A 15,158-nucleotide genomic window follows, 5' to 3' on the forward strand; every position below is an offset into this window, starting at 1 on the left:
TGCATTCCCCTGTGGAAACGCGGTCGAATGTGGGAGCGGGCTTGCTCGCGAAGGGAGCGACTCGGTTTCAGGTCAGAGCTTGGCGCTCGACCGTCCCGGCTTCTTGGTCTGCAACAAATGCGAAAACACCGCATGCAAGTCATCCGACGCGCCTTCCTCGTCGAGGTTAAGCTTGCTGTCGATGTGATCCATGTGGTGCATCATCAGATTCACCGCCAGCTCAGCGTCGCGCTTCTCGATCGCGTCGATCAACTGGGTGTGCTCGTCATACGAACAGTGCGAACGATTGCCGCTTTCATACTGGGCAATGATCAGCGAGGTCTGCGAGACCAGGCTCCGCTGGAAGCTCACCAACGGTGCATTTTTTGCCGCTTCGGCCAGTTTCAGGTGGAATTCGCCCGACAGACGAATGCCGGCGCCGCGATCACCACGGGAGAAACTGTCGCGCTCGTCATTGACCATCTGCCGCAGTTCGGCGATTTGCTCGGTGGTGGCGTGTTGCACCGCCAGTTCGGTGATCGCGCGCTCGACCAGACGACGGGCCATGAACACCTGACGCGCTTCTTCAACGCTCGGGCTGGCAACCACCGCGCCACGGTTGGGCCGCAACAGCACGACGCCTTCATGGGCCAGACGCGACAGCGCGCGGCGAATGATGGTGCGGCTGACCCCGAAGATTTCCCCCAGCGCTTCTTCGCTCAATTTGGTGCCGGGCGCCAGGCGCTGTTCGAGGATCGCCTCGAAGATATGCGCGTAGACAATATCGTCCTGGGTTCCGCTGCGGCCGGCTTTGCCTGCTCGCGGTTGTTTCTTGAGGGGTTGCAACTGTTCGTTCATGGGCACTCGAGTCGGGAAAACTGCGGCGAATAGACCGTGACTGTAATACGGCACAGTAGGTCGCTGGCAAGTATCGCGTAAAAAACAGCGCGATTGTACACAATGAATGGTGGCAACACGACTGTACGGCTATTTGCGACTTCGGCTGTATTGCAACGGTTTGTCAGGTTTGAGTTTAGGCTTGATCGCAGAATCCGCCTTCTATGCACAATCCCTGTAGGAGTGAGCCTGCTCGCGATGGCGGTGTGTCAGTCGAATTATTGCTGAATGACACACCGCCATCGCGAGCAGGCTCACTCCTACAGAAGATTGCGTCAAAGGGGAGATCTTCACTGGTATAAGGAACACCGCCGTCATGACCGAAGCCACCCACACCCGACTGCGCCCGCTCGCCGACACTTCCCCCTCCGCCATCGTCGCCGGCTTCATCGCGATGATGACCGGCTACACCAGTTCCCTGGTGCTGATGTTCCAGGCCGGGCAAGCGGCCGGCCTGACCAGCGGGCAGATTTCCTCTTGGATCTGGGCGATTTCGATTGGCATGGCGGTGTGCTCGATCGGCCTGTCGCTGCGCTATCGCACGCCGATCACCATCGCCTGGTCAACGCCCGGCGCGGCCCTGCTGATCACCAGTCTGGGCGGCGTGAGTTATGGCGAGGCCATCGGCGCCTATATCACCTGCGCGGTGCTGGTGACGATCTGCGGGCTGACCGGCAGCTTCGAACGGCTGGTGAAAAAGATTCCGGCCTCGCTGGCGGCGGCGTTGCTCGCAGGGATCCTGTTCAAGATCGGCAGCGAAATCTTCGTCGCCGCGCAACACCGCACCGGGCTGGTGCTGGGGATGTTCTTTACCTATTTAATAATCAAGCGCCTGTCGCCGCGCTATGCAGTACTCGCCGCACTGCTGATCGGCACCGCGTTGTCAGGCTTCATGGGCCTGCTGGATTTCAGTGGTTTTCATCTGGAAATCGCGACACCGGTATGGACCACGCCACATTTTTCCCTGGCCGCAACCATCAGCATCGGCATCCCGTTGTTCGTCGTGGCAATGACATCACAGAATATGCCGGGTATCGCCGTATTACGTGCCGACGGCTACACCGTGCCCGCCTCGCCGCTGATCACCACCACCGGCATCGCTTCGCTGCTGCTGGCGCCGTTCGGCTCCCACGGCATCAACCTCGCGGCCATCAGCGCGGCGATCTGCACCGGCCCGCATGCCCACGAAGATCGCAACAAGCGCTACACCGCGGCGGTGTGGTGCGGGGTTTTCTACGGGATTGCCGGTGTCTTCGGCGCGACGCTGGCGGCGTTGTTTGCCGCGTTACCCAAAGAACTGGTGCTGTCGATTGCCGCGCTGGCGCTGTTCGGCTCGATCATCAACGGCTTGAGCATTGCCATGAGCGAGGCGAAGGAACGGGAAGCGGCGTTGATCACCTTTATGGTAACGGCATCGGGGCTGACGCTGTTTTCCATTGGTTCGGCATTTTGGGGGATTGTTGCGGGGGTGTTGACCTTGCTCATCCTGAACTGTCGCAACGATTGATCGTTCCCACGCTCCGCGTGGGAACAATCCAAGCCGAACGCCCAAACCACAGACGAAAAAAAACGGCGACCCTCAGGTCGCCGTTTTTTTCAGTATCACTTCGCCGCGTTGATCGGCTTTTCCGGATACCAAACGTCCAGCAACGGGCTGACTTCGTACTTGGTCAGCTCGGAGCGGTTTTTCAGCCAGGCTTCAACGGCAGCGCGCTGCTCTTCGTTGACCGAGCCACGCTTCTGCAGGCACACCAGACCGAAGTCGTCGCCGCCAACATAACCCAGACCGTTGGCTTCCATGGCTTCTTTGATGAATGCTTCGAGGAAAGCGTCAATGGCTTCTTCGGACAAGTCTTCTTTGAAGTCCAGGTTCAGTTCGAAACCCAGCTCTTGAAATTCATCAACGCACAGTTTTTTGCGCAGACGCTGGGAACGGTTAGTCGCCATTGGAACAATCCTCTTAAGTAATAACGGCCGGCACTTTACCAGTTTAAGCCAGCGATTGCCCGACTCTCTGGCCGCTGTGGCCGACCGCCTGTAAAAAAATAACGTATTGGCCGCCCCTGACACGGCACAAGCTGTAACAGCTTGGGGCATAATGCCGACACTTTCATGACCACTGAGGACCTTTTCATCCATGTCCTCGTCTTTTTCCCCCTCTTCAGCAGGGTTTTATTTCATATGATCAAATCGTTGCGTCCACTGCTTCTCGCCGGCCTTCTTCTGCCCCTGGCCTTACCCGTTTGCGCTGCCACCATCAACACCTCTCTCACTCCGAACGTCGAAAAAGCCCTCAAGGCCAGCAAGCTGCAACCCAGCGCACTGTCATTGGTCATGGTGCCGCTCGACGGTCCGGGCACGCCGACCGTGTTCAACGCCGATGTGTCGGTCAACCCGGCCTCGACCATGAAACTGGTCACCACCTATGCGGCGCTGGAAATGCTCGGCCCCAACCATCAGTGGAAAACCGAGTTCTACACCGACGGCGACCTGAGCGGCGGCATTCTCAACGGTAACCTCTACCTCAAGGGTGGCGGCGATCCGAAGCTGAACATGGAGAAACTCTGGCTGCTGATGCGCGACCTGCGTGCCAATGGCGTGACCCAGATCACCGGGGACCTGATCCTTGACCGCAACTTCTTCGTGCAGCCGCAACTGCCGGAGTTCAACGATGACGGCAACGACGACAACAAGCCGTTTCTGGTCAAGCCCGACTCGCTGCTGGTCAACCTCAAGGCCCTGCGCTTCGTTGCGCGCAACGACGGTGGCCGCGTATTGATTTCGGTAGAGCCGCCGATCGCCAGCATCCGCATCGAGAACACCGTCAAGGCCCTGCCGTCCAAACAATGCACCGGCGGCGTACGCTACAACCCGGTGGCGCAGGCCGATGGCAGCGTGACCGTGACCGTTGGCGGTCAGTTGGGCGAAGGCTGCAGCTCGCAGACTTACCTGTCGCTGCTCGACCACGCGACTTACACCGCCGGCGCCGTTCGCGCGATCTGGAAAGAACTGGGTGGCAGCATCCAGGGCAAGGATCGTCTGGCGCCGACACCGAGCAGCGCCAAGCTGCTCGCCCGCGCCTACTCGCCGGACCTGGCGGAGATCATCCGCGACATCAACAAATACAGTAACAACACCATGGCCCAGCAGCTGTTCCTCAGCCTCGGCCAGCGTTTCCGCAACGAAGCCGACGGTGATGACGCCAGGGCAGCGCAGCGCGTGGTGCGTCAGTGGCTGGCGAAGAAAGGCATCACCGCACCGCATCTGGTGATGGAAAACGGCTCCGGTCTGTCGCGCGCCGAGCGGGTCAGCGCACGCGAGATGGCGAACATGCTGCAAGCCGCCTGGCACAGCCCGTACGCCGCCGAATACATCAGCTCGCTGCCAATCGCCGGTACCGACGGCACGATGCGCAAACGCCTGAAAACCACGGCGATGCGCGGTGAAGCGCACGTCAAGACCGGCACCCTGAACACCGTGCGGGCGATTGCCGGTTTCAGCCGTGATGTGAACGGCAACACCTGGGCGGTGGTGGCGATCCTCAACGACAAGGCACCGTTTGGCGCCTCGTCGGTGCTCGATCAGGTCCTGCTGGATTTGTATAAACAGCCGAAACTGCCACAGACCGCTTCGGCCCTGTAATTACCGAATCATCAAAAGGATTTTGTGGCGAGGGAGCTTGCTCCCGCTGGGCTGCGCAGCGGCCCCAACATCTCGTGAGCGCTGCGCACTCAAGCGGGAGCAAGCTCCCTCACCACAATGACCAGTTTCTACAAGGGATCGGCGTGACGGCTTAGTTCATCGGCCGCTCAACCCGGTCGCGGCCATTCTGCTTCGCTGCGTATACCCCCGAGTCCGCACGCAGTAACAAGGCGTCCGCGCCCTCTCCCGGGTGCCAACTGGCGATGCCGAAGCTGGCGGTGACTACGCCGACGACATCTACCGGTGCACTGCGCAAGCCCTCCCACAGTTCCATCGCGAGCATGTAAGCGTGCTCGGCGTCGATGTCCGGGCACAGCACCATGAATTCTTCACCGCCCAACCGGCAGAACACGTCAGTGCGGCGCAGGCGATGGCCGATGCGTTCGCACACCGCTTGCAGCACCCGGTCTCCGACCGCGTGGCCGTAGTGGTCGTTGATGCGCTTGAAATGGTCGATGTCGAGCATGATCACCGATAACTCGCCGCCGCCACGCTCGACCCGGGCCATCTCGGTGGTCAGGCGCTCCTGGAAATAGCGACGGTTGTAAATGCCGGTCAATGAGTCGGTCACCGACAACGCGCGCAACTCTTCCTCCACGCGCTTGAGGTCGGAAATATCCGAAATGTAGCCATGCCAGAGGACGCCACCGCCCGGCAGCTCTTCCGGCGTTGCCTCGCCGCGTACCCAGCGCAGGCCTCGCTCGGGTAATTGCACACGGTACTCCTCGCGCCACGGACTGAGACTCTCCGCCGAAGTGCGGATGGAGGTGCGCACGCGCGTGACGTCCTGTGGATGGATCCGTGTGAAAATCGCCTCAGCGTCGAACAACAGCACGTCGGGCTCCAGCTCGTAAATCTCGCGGATGCCATCGCTGGCATAGTTCACGCTGAAACGCCCGTCGAATTCCATTTTGAATTGATAGATGCCACCGGGTACATGGGCACTCAGCTTCTTGAGCAGTACATCCCGCGCGGCCAGGACTTCGTGCACGCGTTTGCGCTCGGTGATGTCGATGCAAATCGCCAGATGCCCGACCCACAAGCCCTGTTCATCCAGCACCGGCGTGGCGAGCATGTTCACCGGCAAATGGCTGCCATCGCTGCGCACCAGCGTCCATTCACGGGCTTCGTGACCGCCGACTTCGCCACCCTCGACCAACATCGCGTGGCAGGTGGGGATGTTTTTGCCGTAACGCACACTCAACTCCGCGGCCCGCGCCGACAGCTCGCGGGGCAGGTGCAGGTTTTCCAGGGTCATGTGCCCGACCACATCGGCACTGCTGTAACCGAGCATCTGTTCGGCGCCGGGGTTGAACGTGCTGATCACGCCACGCAGATCGGTAGCGATGATTGCAACCTGGGTGGCGGCATTCAATACTCCGCGTAACTGACCGTGGGTGCCGCGCAGTTCCTGCTCACGCGCGTGCAGCTCCTGGGTGCGCAACTGGACCAGACGCAATGCGCGCTGACGCTGACTGACCAGCACATACAACAAGGCGCTGAGCAACACACTAAGCAACCCGCCGAGAACGATCACGCTGCCAACCGACGAATGGTTGGCCTGCATAAAGGCGTAGCTGGGCAGGATATCGACCTGATAATCATGATCGGCCATGCGCACCAGCCGGGTCGCCGACAAATCACCGGGTATCGCCTCATTGGTCGACTCGAACAATACTTCGTGCTGATCATGGGTCGACAGGTCGAGGATGCGCACCGAGAGGTAATCGTGCAACGCATCGGGCAAGCCGTCTGCCAGCAACTGGCGCATGCTGATCACCGCCATGACGTAGCCAAACGGCCGTGACTGACCCGCACGGCTCACCGGCGCCAGCAGCAGCACACCGCGTGCGTAAGACGGCTCGATACCCACCAGATGCATAGGTTGCGACACTACCAGGCTGCCGAGTCTGTCAGCCCGATCGAGGGCGTCACGACGCAGCGGTTGCGCCAGCAGATCGTATCCGAACGGTGCAGGGAGACGGCTCTGCGTCTGGCTGTACAACACCGCCACGTACTCGTCGCGACGTGCCGCCAGTTCCAGTTCACCGTGTTCGTTGAGTTCGCGAACAGTGAACGCGCTCAGGCCTTCCTCGCGCGCACGCTGCTCAAACGCCGATCGTTCGGCGTCACTGACCCGTAGCGCGAACGAGTAGGCCTGGGTGCGTAGCAACAAAGGTTGGGCGTAACCGTCGAATTCAGCGCGGGTCACCGATTCGGAATTGGCGAAGAAGCGGCGCAGGCTGTCCAGACGCTGTTCCTGGTCCTGGAAACGCTCTTCGATGCGGCTGTAACGTTCATTGGCCAGCAGTTGAAAGCGCTGACGCGATTGTTGCTCAAACTGGTTGAAGGTGCCCCACGCGAGCAGCCCCGTGAGTATCCCGCCGGCAAGCAATACCAGCAGCGCGACCAGCCAGGCCGAGACGTCTTCGCTGATAAAACCCAGGATTTTGGGGCGCACGGGGTGTAACGACATAAAGACAACTCACTACGCCAGCATTCATGGGAAAAACCCCATTGACCGTGTGTGAGTTATAGCTATTAGCCACTAATTTAGCTAGCGCCGGCGGATCCACGGAGCCTTTAAAAATCAAGGCTCTGTGAATCCAGCCAGCGGCAGCGTCAACGGGCCGTGATGTTCCAGGCGCGGTGGATCTTGGTGTTACGGGCAAAATCCGGATCAATGGTCTGCGCGCTGATTTCCTCGACCGCGTATCGCTCGGCGAGGTTGTCCTCCAACTGGAACTTGCGGAAGTTGTTGGAGAAGTACAGCACGCCGCCCGGTGCCAGACGCGCCATGGCCAGGTCGATCAACTGCACCTGATCGCGCTGCACGTCGAAAATGCCTTCCATGCGCTTGGAGTTGGAGAACGTCGGCGGATCGATAAAGATCAGGTCGTACTCGTCACGGCAGCTTTCCAGCCACGCCATCACGTCGCCCTGCTCCAGACGGTTCTTGTCCGAAAAGCCGTTCAGCGACAGGTTGCGACGTGCCCAGTCCAGATAGGTTTTCGACAGGTCGACGCTGGTGGTACTGCGCGCCCCGCCCTTGGCCGCGTGCACGCTGGCGGTCGCGGTGTAGCAGAACAGATTGAGGAAGCGCTTGCCGGCGGCCTCTTTCTGAATGCGCATGCGCATCGGCCGGTGATCGAGGAACAGGCCGGTGTCGAGGTAATCGGTGAGGTTGACCAGCAACTTCACACCGCCTTCATTCACCTCGACGAACTTGCCCTGCGCAGCCTGACGCTCGTACTGCTTGGTGCCGCTCTGGCGCTCGCGGCGCTTGACCACTACGCGGTTCTTGTCGACGTTCAGTGCCTGCGGGATCGCGGCCAGGGCGTCGAACATCCGTGCCGAGGCTTTTTCCGGGTCGATGGATTTTGGCGCGGCGTATTCCTGGACGTGCACCCAATCGTGGTACAGGTCGATCGCCATCGCGTATTCCGGCATGTCGGCATCATAAACGCGGTAGCAATCGATGCCTTCGCGCTTGACCCACTTGCCTATCGCCTTGAGGTTCTTTTGCAGGCGGTTGGCAAACATCTGCCCGCCTTCGCTCAAGCGCGGTTGCTCGATCACCGGTGCCGGCGCGGGTGTCGGTTTGATCGGGTTGCCGTTCTTGTTGAACTTGCGTTCTTGCGGCTCGTCCGGGGTCTGATCGTAGGCCGCTTGCTCGCGCTCGGCCTGACGCTGTTCCGGAGTGCGGCGCTCGCCAGTGACGAACTGATCCGGCAACACCTTGATCAACAGCAGCTTGCACGGCAACGCGCCATTCCAGAACGAATACTGTTTGTGGCTGCGGATGCCCATGCGCTTGCCCAGATCAGGCGCGCCGGTAAACACCGCGGCCTCCCAGTTCAGGCAGGCCTGGCGCAGGCGCTCGCCGAGGTTCTGGTAGAGGTACAACAGGCTCGCTTCATCGCCGAGACGCTCGCCGTACGGCGGGTTGCAGATCACCAGACCTTTCTGGTTCTGGTCCGGACGCGGCTCGAAGGTCGCGACTTCGCCCTGATAGATCTTGATCCACTCGCTCAGACCGGCGCGCTCGACGTTGTTACGGCCCGGTTGAATAAGGCGTGGGTCGGCTTCGTAACCGCGAATCCACAGCGGTGGCTTGGCCAGGCCGGCCGCAGCACGTTCGACGGCCTCTTCGTGAAGTTTTTTCCACAGCGCCGGTACGTGACCGAGCCAGGCAGTAAAACCCCACTGCTCGCGACGCAAGTTCGGCGCCATGTCGGCGGCGATCATCCCCGCTTCAACGAGGAAGGTGCCGACACCGCACATCGGGTCCGCCAGTGCGCCGCCTTCGGCGGCAATGCGCGGCCAGCCGGAACGGATCAGGATCGCTGCCGCGAGGTTTTCCTTCAGCGGCGCGGCGCCCTGCTGCAAGCGATAACCGCGCTGGTGCAGGCTGTGGCCGGAGAGATCAAGGGAGAGGATCGCTTCGCCGCGATCCAGACGCAGGTGAATGCGCAGGTCCGGGTTGAGCTTGTCGATCGACGGACGGTCGCCTTGCGGGGTGCGCAGTTTGTCGACGATGGCGTCTTTGACTTTGAGGGCGCCGAAGTGCGTGTTATCGATGCCCGAGCCGTGACCGCTGAACTCAACGGCCAGGGTGCCGTCGCTGAGCATGTGGTCCTGCCAGTCGATGTCGAGAACGCCGTGGTACAGGTTTTCGGCGTCTTTCATCGGGAAACGTTTGAGTACCAGCAACACGCGGTTGGCCAGACGTGACCAGAGGCACAGGCGATACGCGGTTTCCATGGTTGCCATGCCACGCACGGCGGAGGTGTGCTCGCGCGCGTCTTCAAGGCCAAGCCCGACGGCTTCCTCGATGAGCAGGCCTTCGAGGCCTTTGGGGCAAGTGAGGAAGAGTTCGAAACGGTCGGACATGGTATTTCCAGAGCCTTTGGCTAGTGAATCGGCAACGCATTGCCGACCCGGTTTTCAATCAGGCGCTTTTCTAAAAGAACGCCCGCGTGGCACGAAGGTGTGCCGTTCCGTCCCCGCTGCTCGGGTTAAAAGAGCTTAGATGCCAGGACAGATAAAAAAGTTGGCGAAATAAAAAGTCTTAAAGCGACCCTTCGTCGCTTAGTACCCCAGCGCGAACGTAGGTCATTCTCACTTAAGCATTAACCCCATCATCCAGCGCAGCGCCGATCATACCGGGGTTTGCCGAAAAAACGTCGATGAAACACATCTTTACTTATGGCTGTAGCACTACTTTCGTTACGTGCTTATGACAAAACGATCATTCCCTCGGTGTGACTCATTGGTTAGAACTGAGCACAGGTTGACGTCGCAACGGCGTCAACACCTTGGCTCGCCACGCCGGCAGCGAGCCGCATCATGGCAGGTTTCTTTCTGCCAGGCCTCGGTTGAGGTCGACGCGACACAAACAGTCAACAAGTGAGGGAAACACCCTATGAGAAGACTTAAGCGTGATCCGTTGGAAAGAGCATTTTTGCGCGGATATCAATATGGCGTTGGTGGCAAATCCCGTGAGCTTTGCCCATTTACTCTACCGTCGGTACGCCAAGCCTGGATCAACGGCTGGCGAGAAGGACGCGGCGACAACTGGGACGGTATGACCGGCACTGCGGGAATCCACAGACTCAACGAACTTCACGCCGTCGGCTGACACAGGGCATTTATTCCGACACGACAATCTGACTAGCAACGAATTAACCACGCACGTCCTTCCCGGACGGCGGGCTACGGCCCAGGGGCTCCTTTGAGGAGCCCTTTTTTATGCCCGGAAACAAGGTTTACAGAGATCCCTGTGGCGAGGGGATTTATCCCCGCTCGGCTGCGCAGCAGTCGCGACGTCTGAATCTTCAACTTACCCGGCACATCGCGTTTGAAGGATTTGGGGCTGCTGCGCAACCCAACGGGGATAAATCCCCTCGCCACAAAGGCTCCCCACAAGTTTTCAGTAAGACTTAGCGCAGCGCGGCGATGGCATCCACCGATTCGCGAATCAGCGCCGGGCCTTTATAGATGAAGCCCGAATAGATCTGCACCAGGCTCGCACCCGCTTCGATCTTCTCTGCCGCATGCTTGCCCTCGGTAATCCCGCCTGCGGCGATGATTGGCAAGCGTCCCGCCAGCTCGGCGGCCAGCACCTTCACGGTGTTCGTGCTCTTGTCGCGCACCGGCGCACCGGACAGGCCGCCCGCCTCGTCGCCATGTTCCATGCCTTCAACCCCGACACGGCTGAGGGTGGTGTTGGTGGCAATCACCGCGTCCATGCCGGTTTCGATCAGTGCCTGTGCGACCTGAGCGGTTTCTTCGTCGGTCATGTCCGGCGCGATCTTGATCGCCAGGGGCACGTGCTTGCCGTGGCGCAAGGCCAGTTCGGCGCGACGGGTGGCCAGGTCGGCGAGCAGTTGCTTGAGCGAGTCACCGAACTGCAGGCTGCGCAGGCCCGGGGTATTTGGCGAACTGACGTTGACTGTCACATAGCTGGCGTGGGCGTAGACCTTGTCCAGGCAAATCAGGTAATCGTCGACTGCACGCTCGACCGGGGTGTCGAAGTTCTTGCCGATATTGATACCCAGCACGCCCTTGTATTTCGCCGCGGCCACTCGCGCCAGCAGGTTATCCACGCCAAGGTTATTGAAACCCATGCGGTTGATGATCGCCTCGGCTTCCGGCAGGCGGAAGATTCGCGGCTTCGGATTGCCCGGCTGCGGACGCGGCGTCACGGTGCCGATTTCGACAAACCCGAAGCCCAGTTGGGCAAAGCCATCGATGGCCGCGCCGTTCTTGTCCAGACCGGCGGCCAGACCCACCGGGTTGGGAAATTCCAGACCCATGACCGTCACCGGCACTTTTGCCGGCGCCTTGCACAGCAAGCCGTTAAGGCCCAAACGCCCGCCCGCGCCGATCAGGTCCAGCGACAGATCGTGGGAGGTTTCCGGGGAAAGTTTGAACAACAGCTGACGGGCCAGGGTGTACATGGGCGGCGATGACTCGGGCGGCGAAAAGAGGCGGCGATTATAGCCGGGCATCGCCCCACCGCGCGAGGCGCACGGACAAATCGCTGGCACTGGCATATGCCTTGCACCGATGCAGTATCAGCGCGCAGACCAATGGCGGCAGGCGGGTAAGGACAATGGCGTCGTTTCCGGGGTTGCAGCGCAACATCCGGGACGGCGTTTTTTTTGAGGTGGGTTGTATGAATGAACTTTCGCCAGGGCCGCTGGCCTGGGTCAATGGCAGCGATGCCCCGGAAAAAACCGCGATCAACCTTGGCTTCATGGCCCTGAGCGATTGCGCCTCGGTGGTCGTCGCCGCGACACAGGGTTTCGCCCAGCCTTACGGCCTGACGTTGAATCTCAAGCGCCAGGCCTCATGGGCGAACCTGCGCGACAACCTGGTCAGCGGCGAACTCGATGCCGCGCACAGCTTGTACGGCTTGATTTACGCGGTGCACCTGGGCATCGGCGGTGTCGCTGCGACCGACATGGCGGTGCTGATGGGCCTGAACCAGAACGGGCAGAGCCTCAACCTTTCGCACGGCCTGCAAACCCTCGGTGTGACCAGTCCTGAAGCGCTGGATCGGCACGTGCACCAAAGCCGCGCAAAACTGACCTTCGCCCAGACCTTCCCCACCGGCACTCACGCAATGTGGTTGTATTACTGGCTGGCAAGCCAGGGCATCCATCCATTGCAGGATGTCGACAGCGTGGTCGTGCCGCCGCCGCAAATGGTCGCGCACCTGCAAGCCGGCCGCATTGACGGTTTCTGCGTCGGCGAACCGTGGGCCGCCAGCGCTGTGCAGCAGGATCTGGGCTTCACCCTCGCCACCAGCCAGACCATCTGGCCCGACCACCCGGAAAAAGTCCTCGGCTGCACCCGCGAATTCGTCGAACAGTACCCGAACACCGCGCGAGCCCTGGTCATGGCGATTCTGGAAGCCAGCCGCTTCATCGAAGAAAGCGCGGAGAACCGGCGCAGCACGGCACAACTGCTCAGTGCCGCCGAATACCTCGACGCGCCCGCCGCCTGCATCGAGCCACGCTTTCTCGGAGACTACGCCGACGGCCTCGGCAATCGCTGGCAGGACCCGCATGCGCTGCGCTTTCACGCTCAGGGCGAGGTCAATCTGCCGTACCTCTCCGACGGCATGTGGTTCATGACGCAATTTCGCCGCTGGGGCCTGCTGCGCGAAGACCCGGATTACCTGGCCGTGGCGCGTCAGGTTCAACAGCTGGACGTTTATCGCGCCGCGGCCAGCGCCGTCGGGGTCACTGCCGGGAGCACCGACATGCGCAGCAGCCAGTTGCTCGACGGCAAAATCTGGGATGGCAGCGACCCGGCCGGCTATGCGCGCAGCTTTCGCTTGCACGCCCTGAGCGACGACGCTCCCCTTCTTGCCCGCCGCTGACAGGAGACCGCGAATATGTTGCGCATTCTGCTGATCAACGACACCGCGAAAAAGGTCGGCCGCCTGAAAGCCGCGCTGACCGAAGCCGGTTTCGAGGTGATCGACGAGTCCGGCCTGACCATCGACCTGCCCGCGCGCGTCGAAACGGTGCGCCCGGACGTGATCCTGATCGATACCGAGTCACCGAGCCGTGACGTCATGGAGCAAGTGGTGCTGGTCAGCCGCGACCAGCCACGGCCGATCGTGATGTTTACCGACGAGCATGATCCGGGGGTGATGCGTCAGGCGATCAAGTCCGGGGTCAGTGCCTACATTGTCGAAGGCATTCACGCACAGCGCTTGCAGCCGATTCTCGACGTGGCGATGGCCCGCTTCGAAAGCGATCAGGCCCTGCGCGCGCAGTTGCAGGCGCGCGACCAACAACTGGCCGAGCGCAAGCGCATCGAGCTGGCCAAGGGCTTGTTGATGAAAATGAAGGATTGCAACGAGGAAGAGGCCTACACCCTGATGCGCCGCCAGGCCATGAGCCGCCAGCAGAAGCTGATTCAGGTGGCGGAGCAGATCATTGCCATGAGTGAGTTGCTGGGCTGACCGATCGTTCCCACGCTCTGCGTGGGAATGCATCCCGTGACGCTCTGCGTCACTTCGCAAGAGCGGACGCGGAGCGTCCCTGGCGGCATTCCCACGCGGAGCATGGGAACGATCTGACCCTTCTGTAGGAGCTGACGAGTGCAACGAGGCTGCGATCTTTTCAAGCCTTGGCACAAATCTCGCTATGTAAACCGCACAGGTAACCAACGGCGGTTGCCCCACCTACGACAAAGACGTCGCTCACCCCGTTCGCCCCCCGGCGAATCAGGTAGCGGCGTTTTTGCGTTTTGGCCCCACAGACCGGGGCCGGTGGTGCGGCCGTGCGGCGCTCCACCTGCTGTACATGACTCCTTTCGAGACTCTTTTCAGCCGAGGTGCGCGATGAATTCAAGCTTCTGGAAATCCGGCCATACCCCGACCCTGTTCGCGGCCTTCCTGTATTTCGACCTGAGCTTCATGGTCTGGTACCTGCTCGGCCCGCTGGCGGTGCAGATTGCCGCCGATTTGCACCTGACCACGCAACAGCGCGGCCTCGTCGTCGCCACGCCGATCCTGGCCGGTGCGGTGTTGCGCTTCGCCATGGGCATGCTGGCCGATCGCTTGTCGCCGAAGACGGCCGGACTGATCGGCCAGGTCATCGTCATTTGCGCGCTGTTCGGCGCGTGGAAGCTCGGCATCCACAGTTATGAACAGGCGCTGATCCTCGGTCTGTTCCTCGGCATGGCCGGCGCCTCGTTCGCCGTAGCCCTGCCGCTGGCCTCGCAGTGGTATCCGCCAGAACATCAGGGCAAAGCCATGGGCATTGCCGGTGCGGGCAACTCCGGCACCGTGTTCGCCGCCCTGCTCGCCCCGGTGATTGCCGCCGCGTTCGGCTGGAGCAACGTGTTCGGTTTCGCTCTGATCCCGCTGATCCTGACCTTGGTGCTATTTGCGTGGCTGGCGAAAAACGCCCCACAGCGGCCAAAACCGAAAGCCATGGCCGACTACTTCAAGGCCCTTGGCGATCGCGACAGCTGGTGGTTCATGTTTTTCTACAGCGTAACCTTCGGCGGTTTCATCGGTCTGGCCAGCGCCCTGCCCGGCTACTTCAACGACCAATACGGCCTGAGCCCGGTGACCGCCGGCTACTACACCGCGGCCTGCGTGTTCGGCGGCAGCCTGATGCGGCCGCTGGGTGGCGCACTGGCGGATCGCTTCGGCGGCATTCGCACGCTGCTGGCGATGTACACCGTGGCGGCCATCTGCATCGCGGCCGTGGGCTTCAACCTGCCAAGTTCCTACGCGGCGCTGGCACTGTTCGTCTGCACCATGCTCGGTCTCGGCGCCGGTAATGGCGCGGTGTTCCAGTTGGTGCCCCAGCGCTTTCGTCTGGAAATCGGCGTGATGACCGGGCTGATCGGCATGGCCGGCGGGATCGGTGGTTTCGCCTTGGCCGCCGGCATGGGCGCGATCAAGCAAAGCACCGGCAGTTACCAGCTTGCCCTGTGGTTGTTCGCCAGCCTGGGCATCCTCGCCTGGTTTGGTCTGCACGGGGTGAAACGCCGCTGGAGAACCACCTGGGGTTCGGCGGCCGTCACGGCGGCACGGGTCTGAGGCT

The 15,158-nt window shown here is 61.2% G+C and carries 11 protein-coding genes; 6 read left to right on the top strand and 5 right to left on the bottom strand.

Going from position 1 to position 15,158, the window contains the following annotated elements; genetic code table 11:
* Positions 1-72: 72 nt before the first annotated feature.
* Positions 73-837 (bottom strand): GntR family transcriptional regulator, encoded by a 765-nt coding sequence (locus HU739_RS08610; protein WP_186551559.1) that lies wholly within the window; start codon positions 835-837, stop codon positions 73-75.
* A 355-nt stretch (positions 838-1,192) separates the two neighbouring features.
* On the opposite strand from HU739_RS08610, the gene HU739_RS08615 reads away from it, so the two are divergent.
* Positions 1,193-2,383 carry a benzoate/H(+) symporter BenE family transporter gene (locus HU739_RS08615; protein ID WP_186551560.1) on the top strand — a complete coding sequence of 397 codons (1,191 nt, stop codon included), beginning with the start codon at positions 1,193-1,195 and terminating at the stop codon, positions 2,381-2,383.
* A 95-nt stretch (positions 2,384-2,478) separates the two neighbouring features.
* On the opposite strand, the gene HU739_RS08620 is transcribed toward HU739_RS08615, so the two are convergent.
* A complete protein-coding gene (locus tag HU739_RS08620) occupies positions 2,479-2,823 on the bottom strand; it encodes a YggL family protein (protein WP_016773843.1) in 345 nt (114 codons plus the stop codon).
* 234 nt (positions 2,824-3,057) lie between these two features.
* Between HU739_RS08620 and dacB the strand changes: the two genes are divergently transcribed.
* The gene (gene dacB / locus HU739_RS08625; protein ID WP_186551561.1) at positions 3,058-4,518 is read left to right on the top strand and encodes a D-alanyl-D-alanine carboxypeptidase/D-alanyl-D-alanine endopeptidase; all 1,461 of its coding nucleotides are present in this window, start codon (positions 3,058-3,060) and stop codon (positions 4,516-4,518) included.
* A 151-nt stretch (positions 4,519-4,669) separates the two neighbouring features.
* Here dacB and HU739_RS08630 read toward each other — a convergent pair whose 3' ends face one another.
* Together HU739_RS08630 and rlmKL are read right to left on the bottom strand one after the other, a co-directional pair.
* Positions 4,670-7,054 (bottom strand): sensor domain-containing diguanylate cyclase, encoded by a 2,385-nt coding sequence (locus HU739_RS08630; RefSeq protein ID WP_186551562.1) that lies wholly within the window; start codon positions 7,052-7,054, stop codon positions 4,670-4,672.
* A gap of 146 nt (positions 7,055-7,200) precedes the next feature.
* The gene (rlmKL, locus tag HU739_RS08635; protein WP_186551563.1) at positions 7,201-9,471 is read right to left on the bottom strand and encodes a bifunctional 23S rRNA (guanine(2069)-N(7))-methyltransferase RlmK/23S rRNA (guanine(2445)-N(2))-methyltransferase RlmL; all 2,271 of its coding nucleotides are present in this window, start codon (positions 9,469-9,471) and stop codon (positions 7,201-7,203) included.
* 532 nt (positions 9,472-10,003) lie between these two features.
* Here rlmKL and rmf point away from each other — a divergent pair.
* Entirely contained in the window at positions 10,004-10,219 is a 216-nt protein-coding gene (rmf, locus tag HU739_RS08640; protein ID WP_003223300.1) for a ribosome modulation factor, read from the top strand.
* Positions 10,220-10,520: 301 nt separating this feature from the next.
* Here rmf and HU739_RS08645 read toward each other — a convergent pair whose 3' ends face one another.
* Complete coding sequence (locus HU739_RS08645) at positions 10,521-11,540, bottom strand: quinone-dependent dihydroorotate dehydrogenase (RefSeq protein ID WP_186551564.1); 1,020 nt, start codon at positions 11,538-11,540, stop codon at positions 10,521-10,523.
* A 218-nt stretch (positions 11,541-11,758) separates the two neighbouring features.
* On the opposite strand from HU739_RS08645, the gene HU739_RS08650 reads away from it, so the two are divergent.
* From HU739_RS08650 to HU739_RS08660, 3 genes are all read left to right on the top strand, one after another.
* On the top strand, positions 11,759-12,970 hold the full coding sequence (locus HU739_RS08650) for a CmpA/NrtA family ABC transporter substrate-binding protein (RefSeq protein WP_186551565.1): 1,212 nt from the start codon (positions 11,759-11,761) through the stop codon (positions 12,968-12,970).
* A gap of 15 nt (positions 12,971-12,985) precedes the next feature.
* Positions 12,986-13,561 carry an ANTAR domain-containing response regulator gene (locus HU739_RS08655; RefSeq protein WP_007916390.1) on the top strand — a complete coding sequence of 192 codons (576 nt, stop codon included), beginning with the start codon at positions 12,986-12,988 and terminating at the stop codon, positions 13,559-13,561.
* Positions 13,562-13,942: 381 nt separating this feature from the next.
* Entirely contained in the window at positions 13,943-15,154 is a 1,212-nt protein-coding gene (locus HU739_RS08660) for a nitrate/nitrite transporter (RefSeq protein ID WP_186551566.1), read from the top strand.
* Positions 15,155-15,158 lie beyond the last annotated feature (4 nt).

Source organism: Pseudomonas hamedanensis (assembly GCF_014268595.2).
Taxonomy (GTDB): Bacteria; Pseudomonadota; Gammaproteobacteria; order Pseudomonadales; family Pseudomonadaceae; genus Aquipseudomonas; species Aquipseudomonas hamedanensis.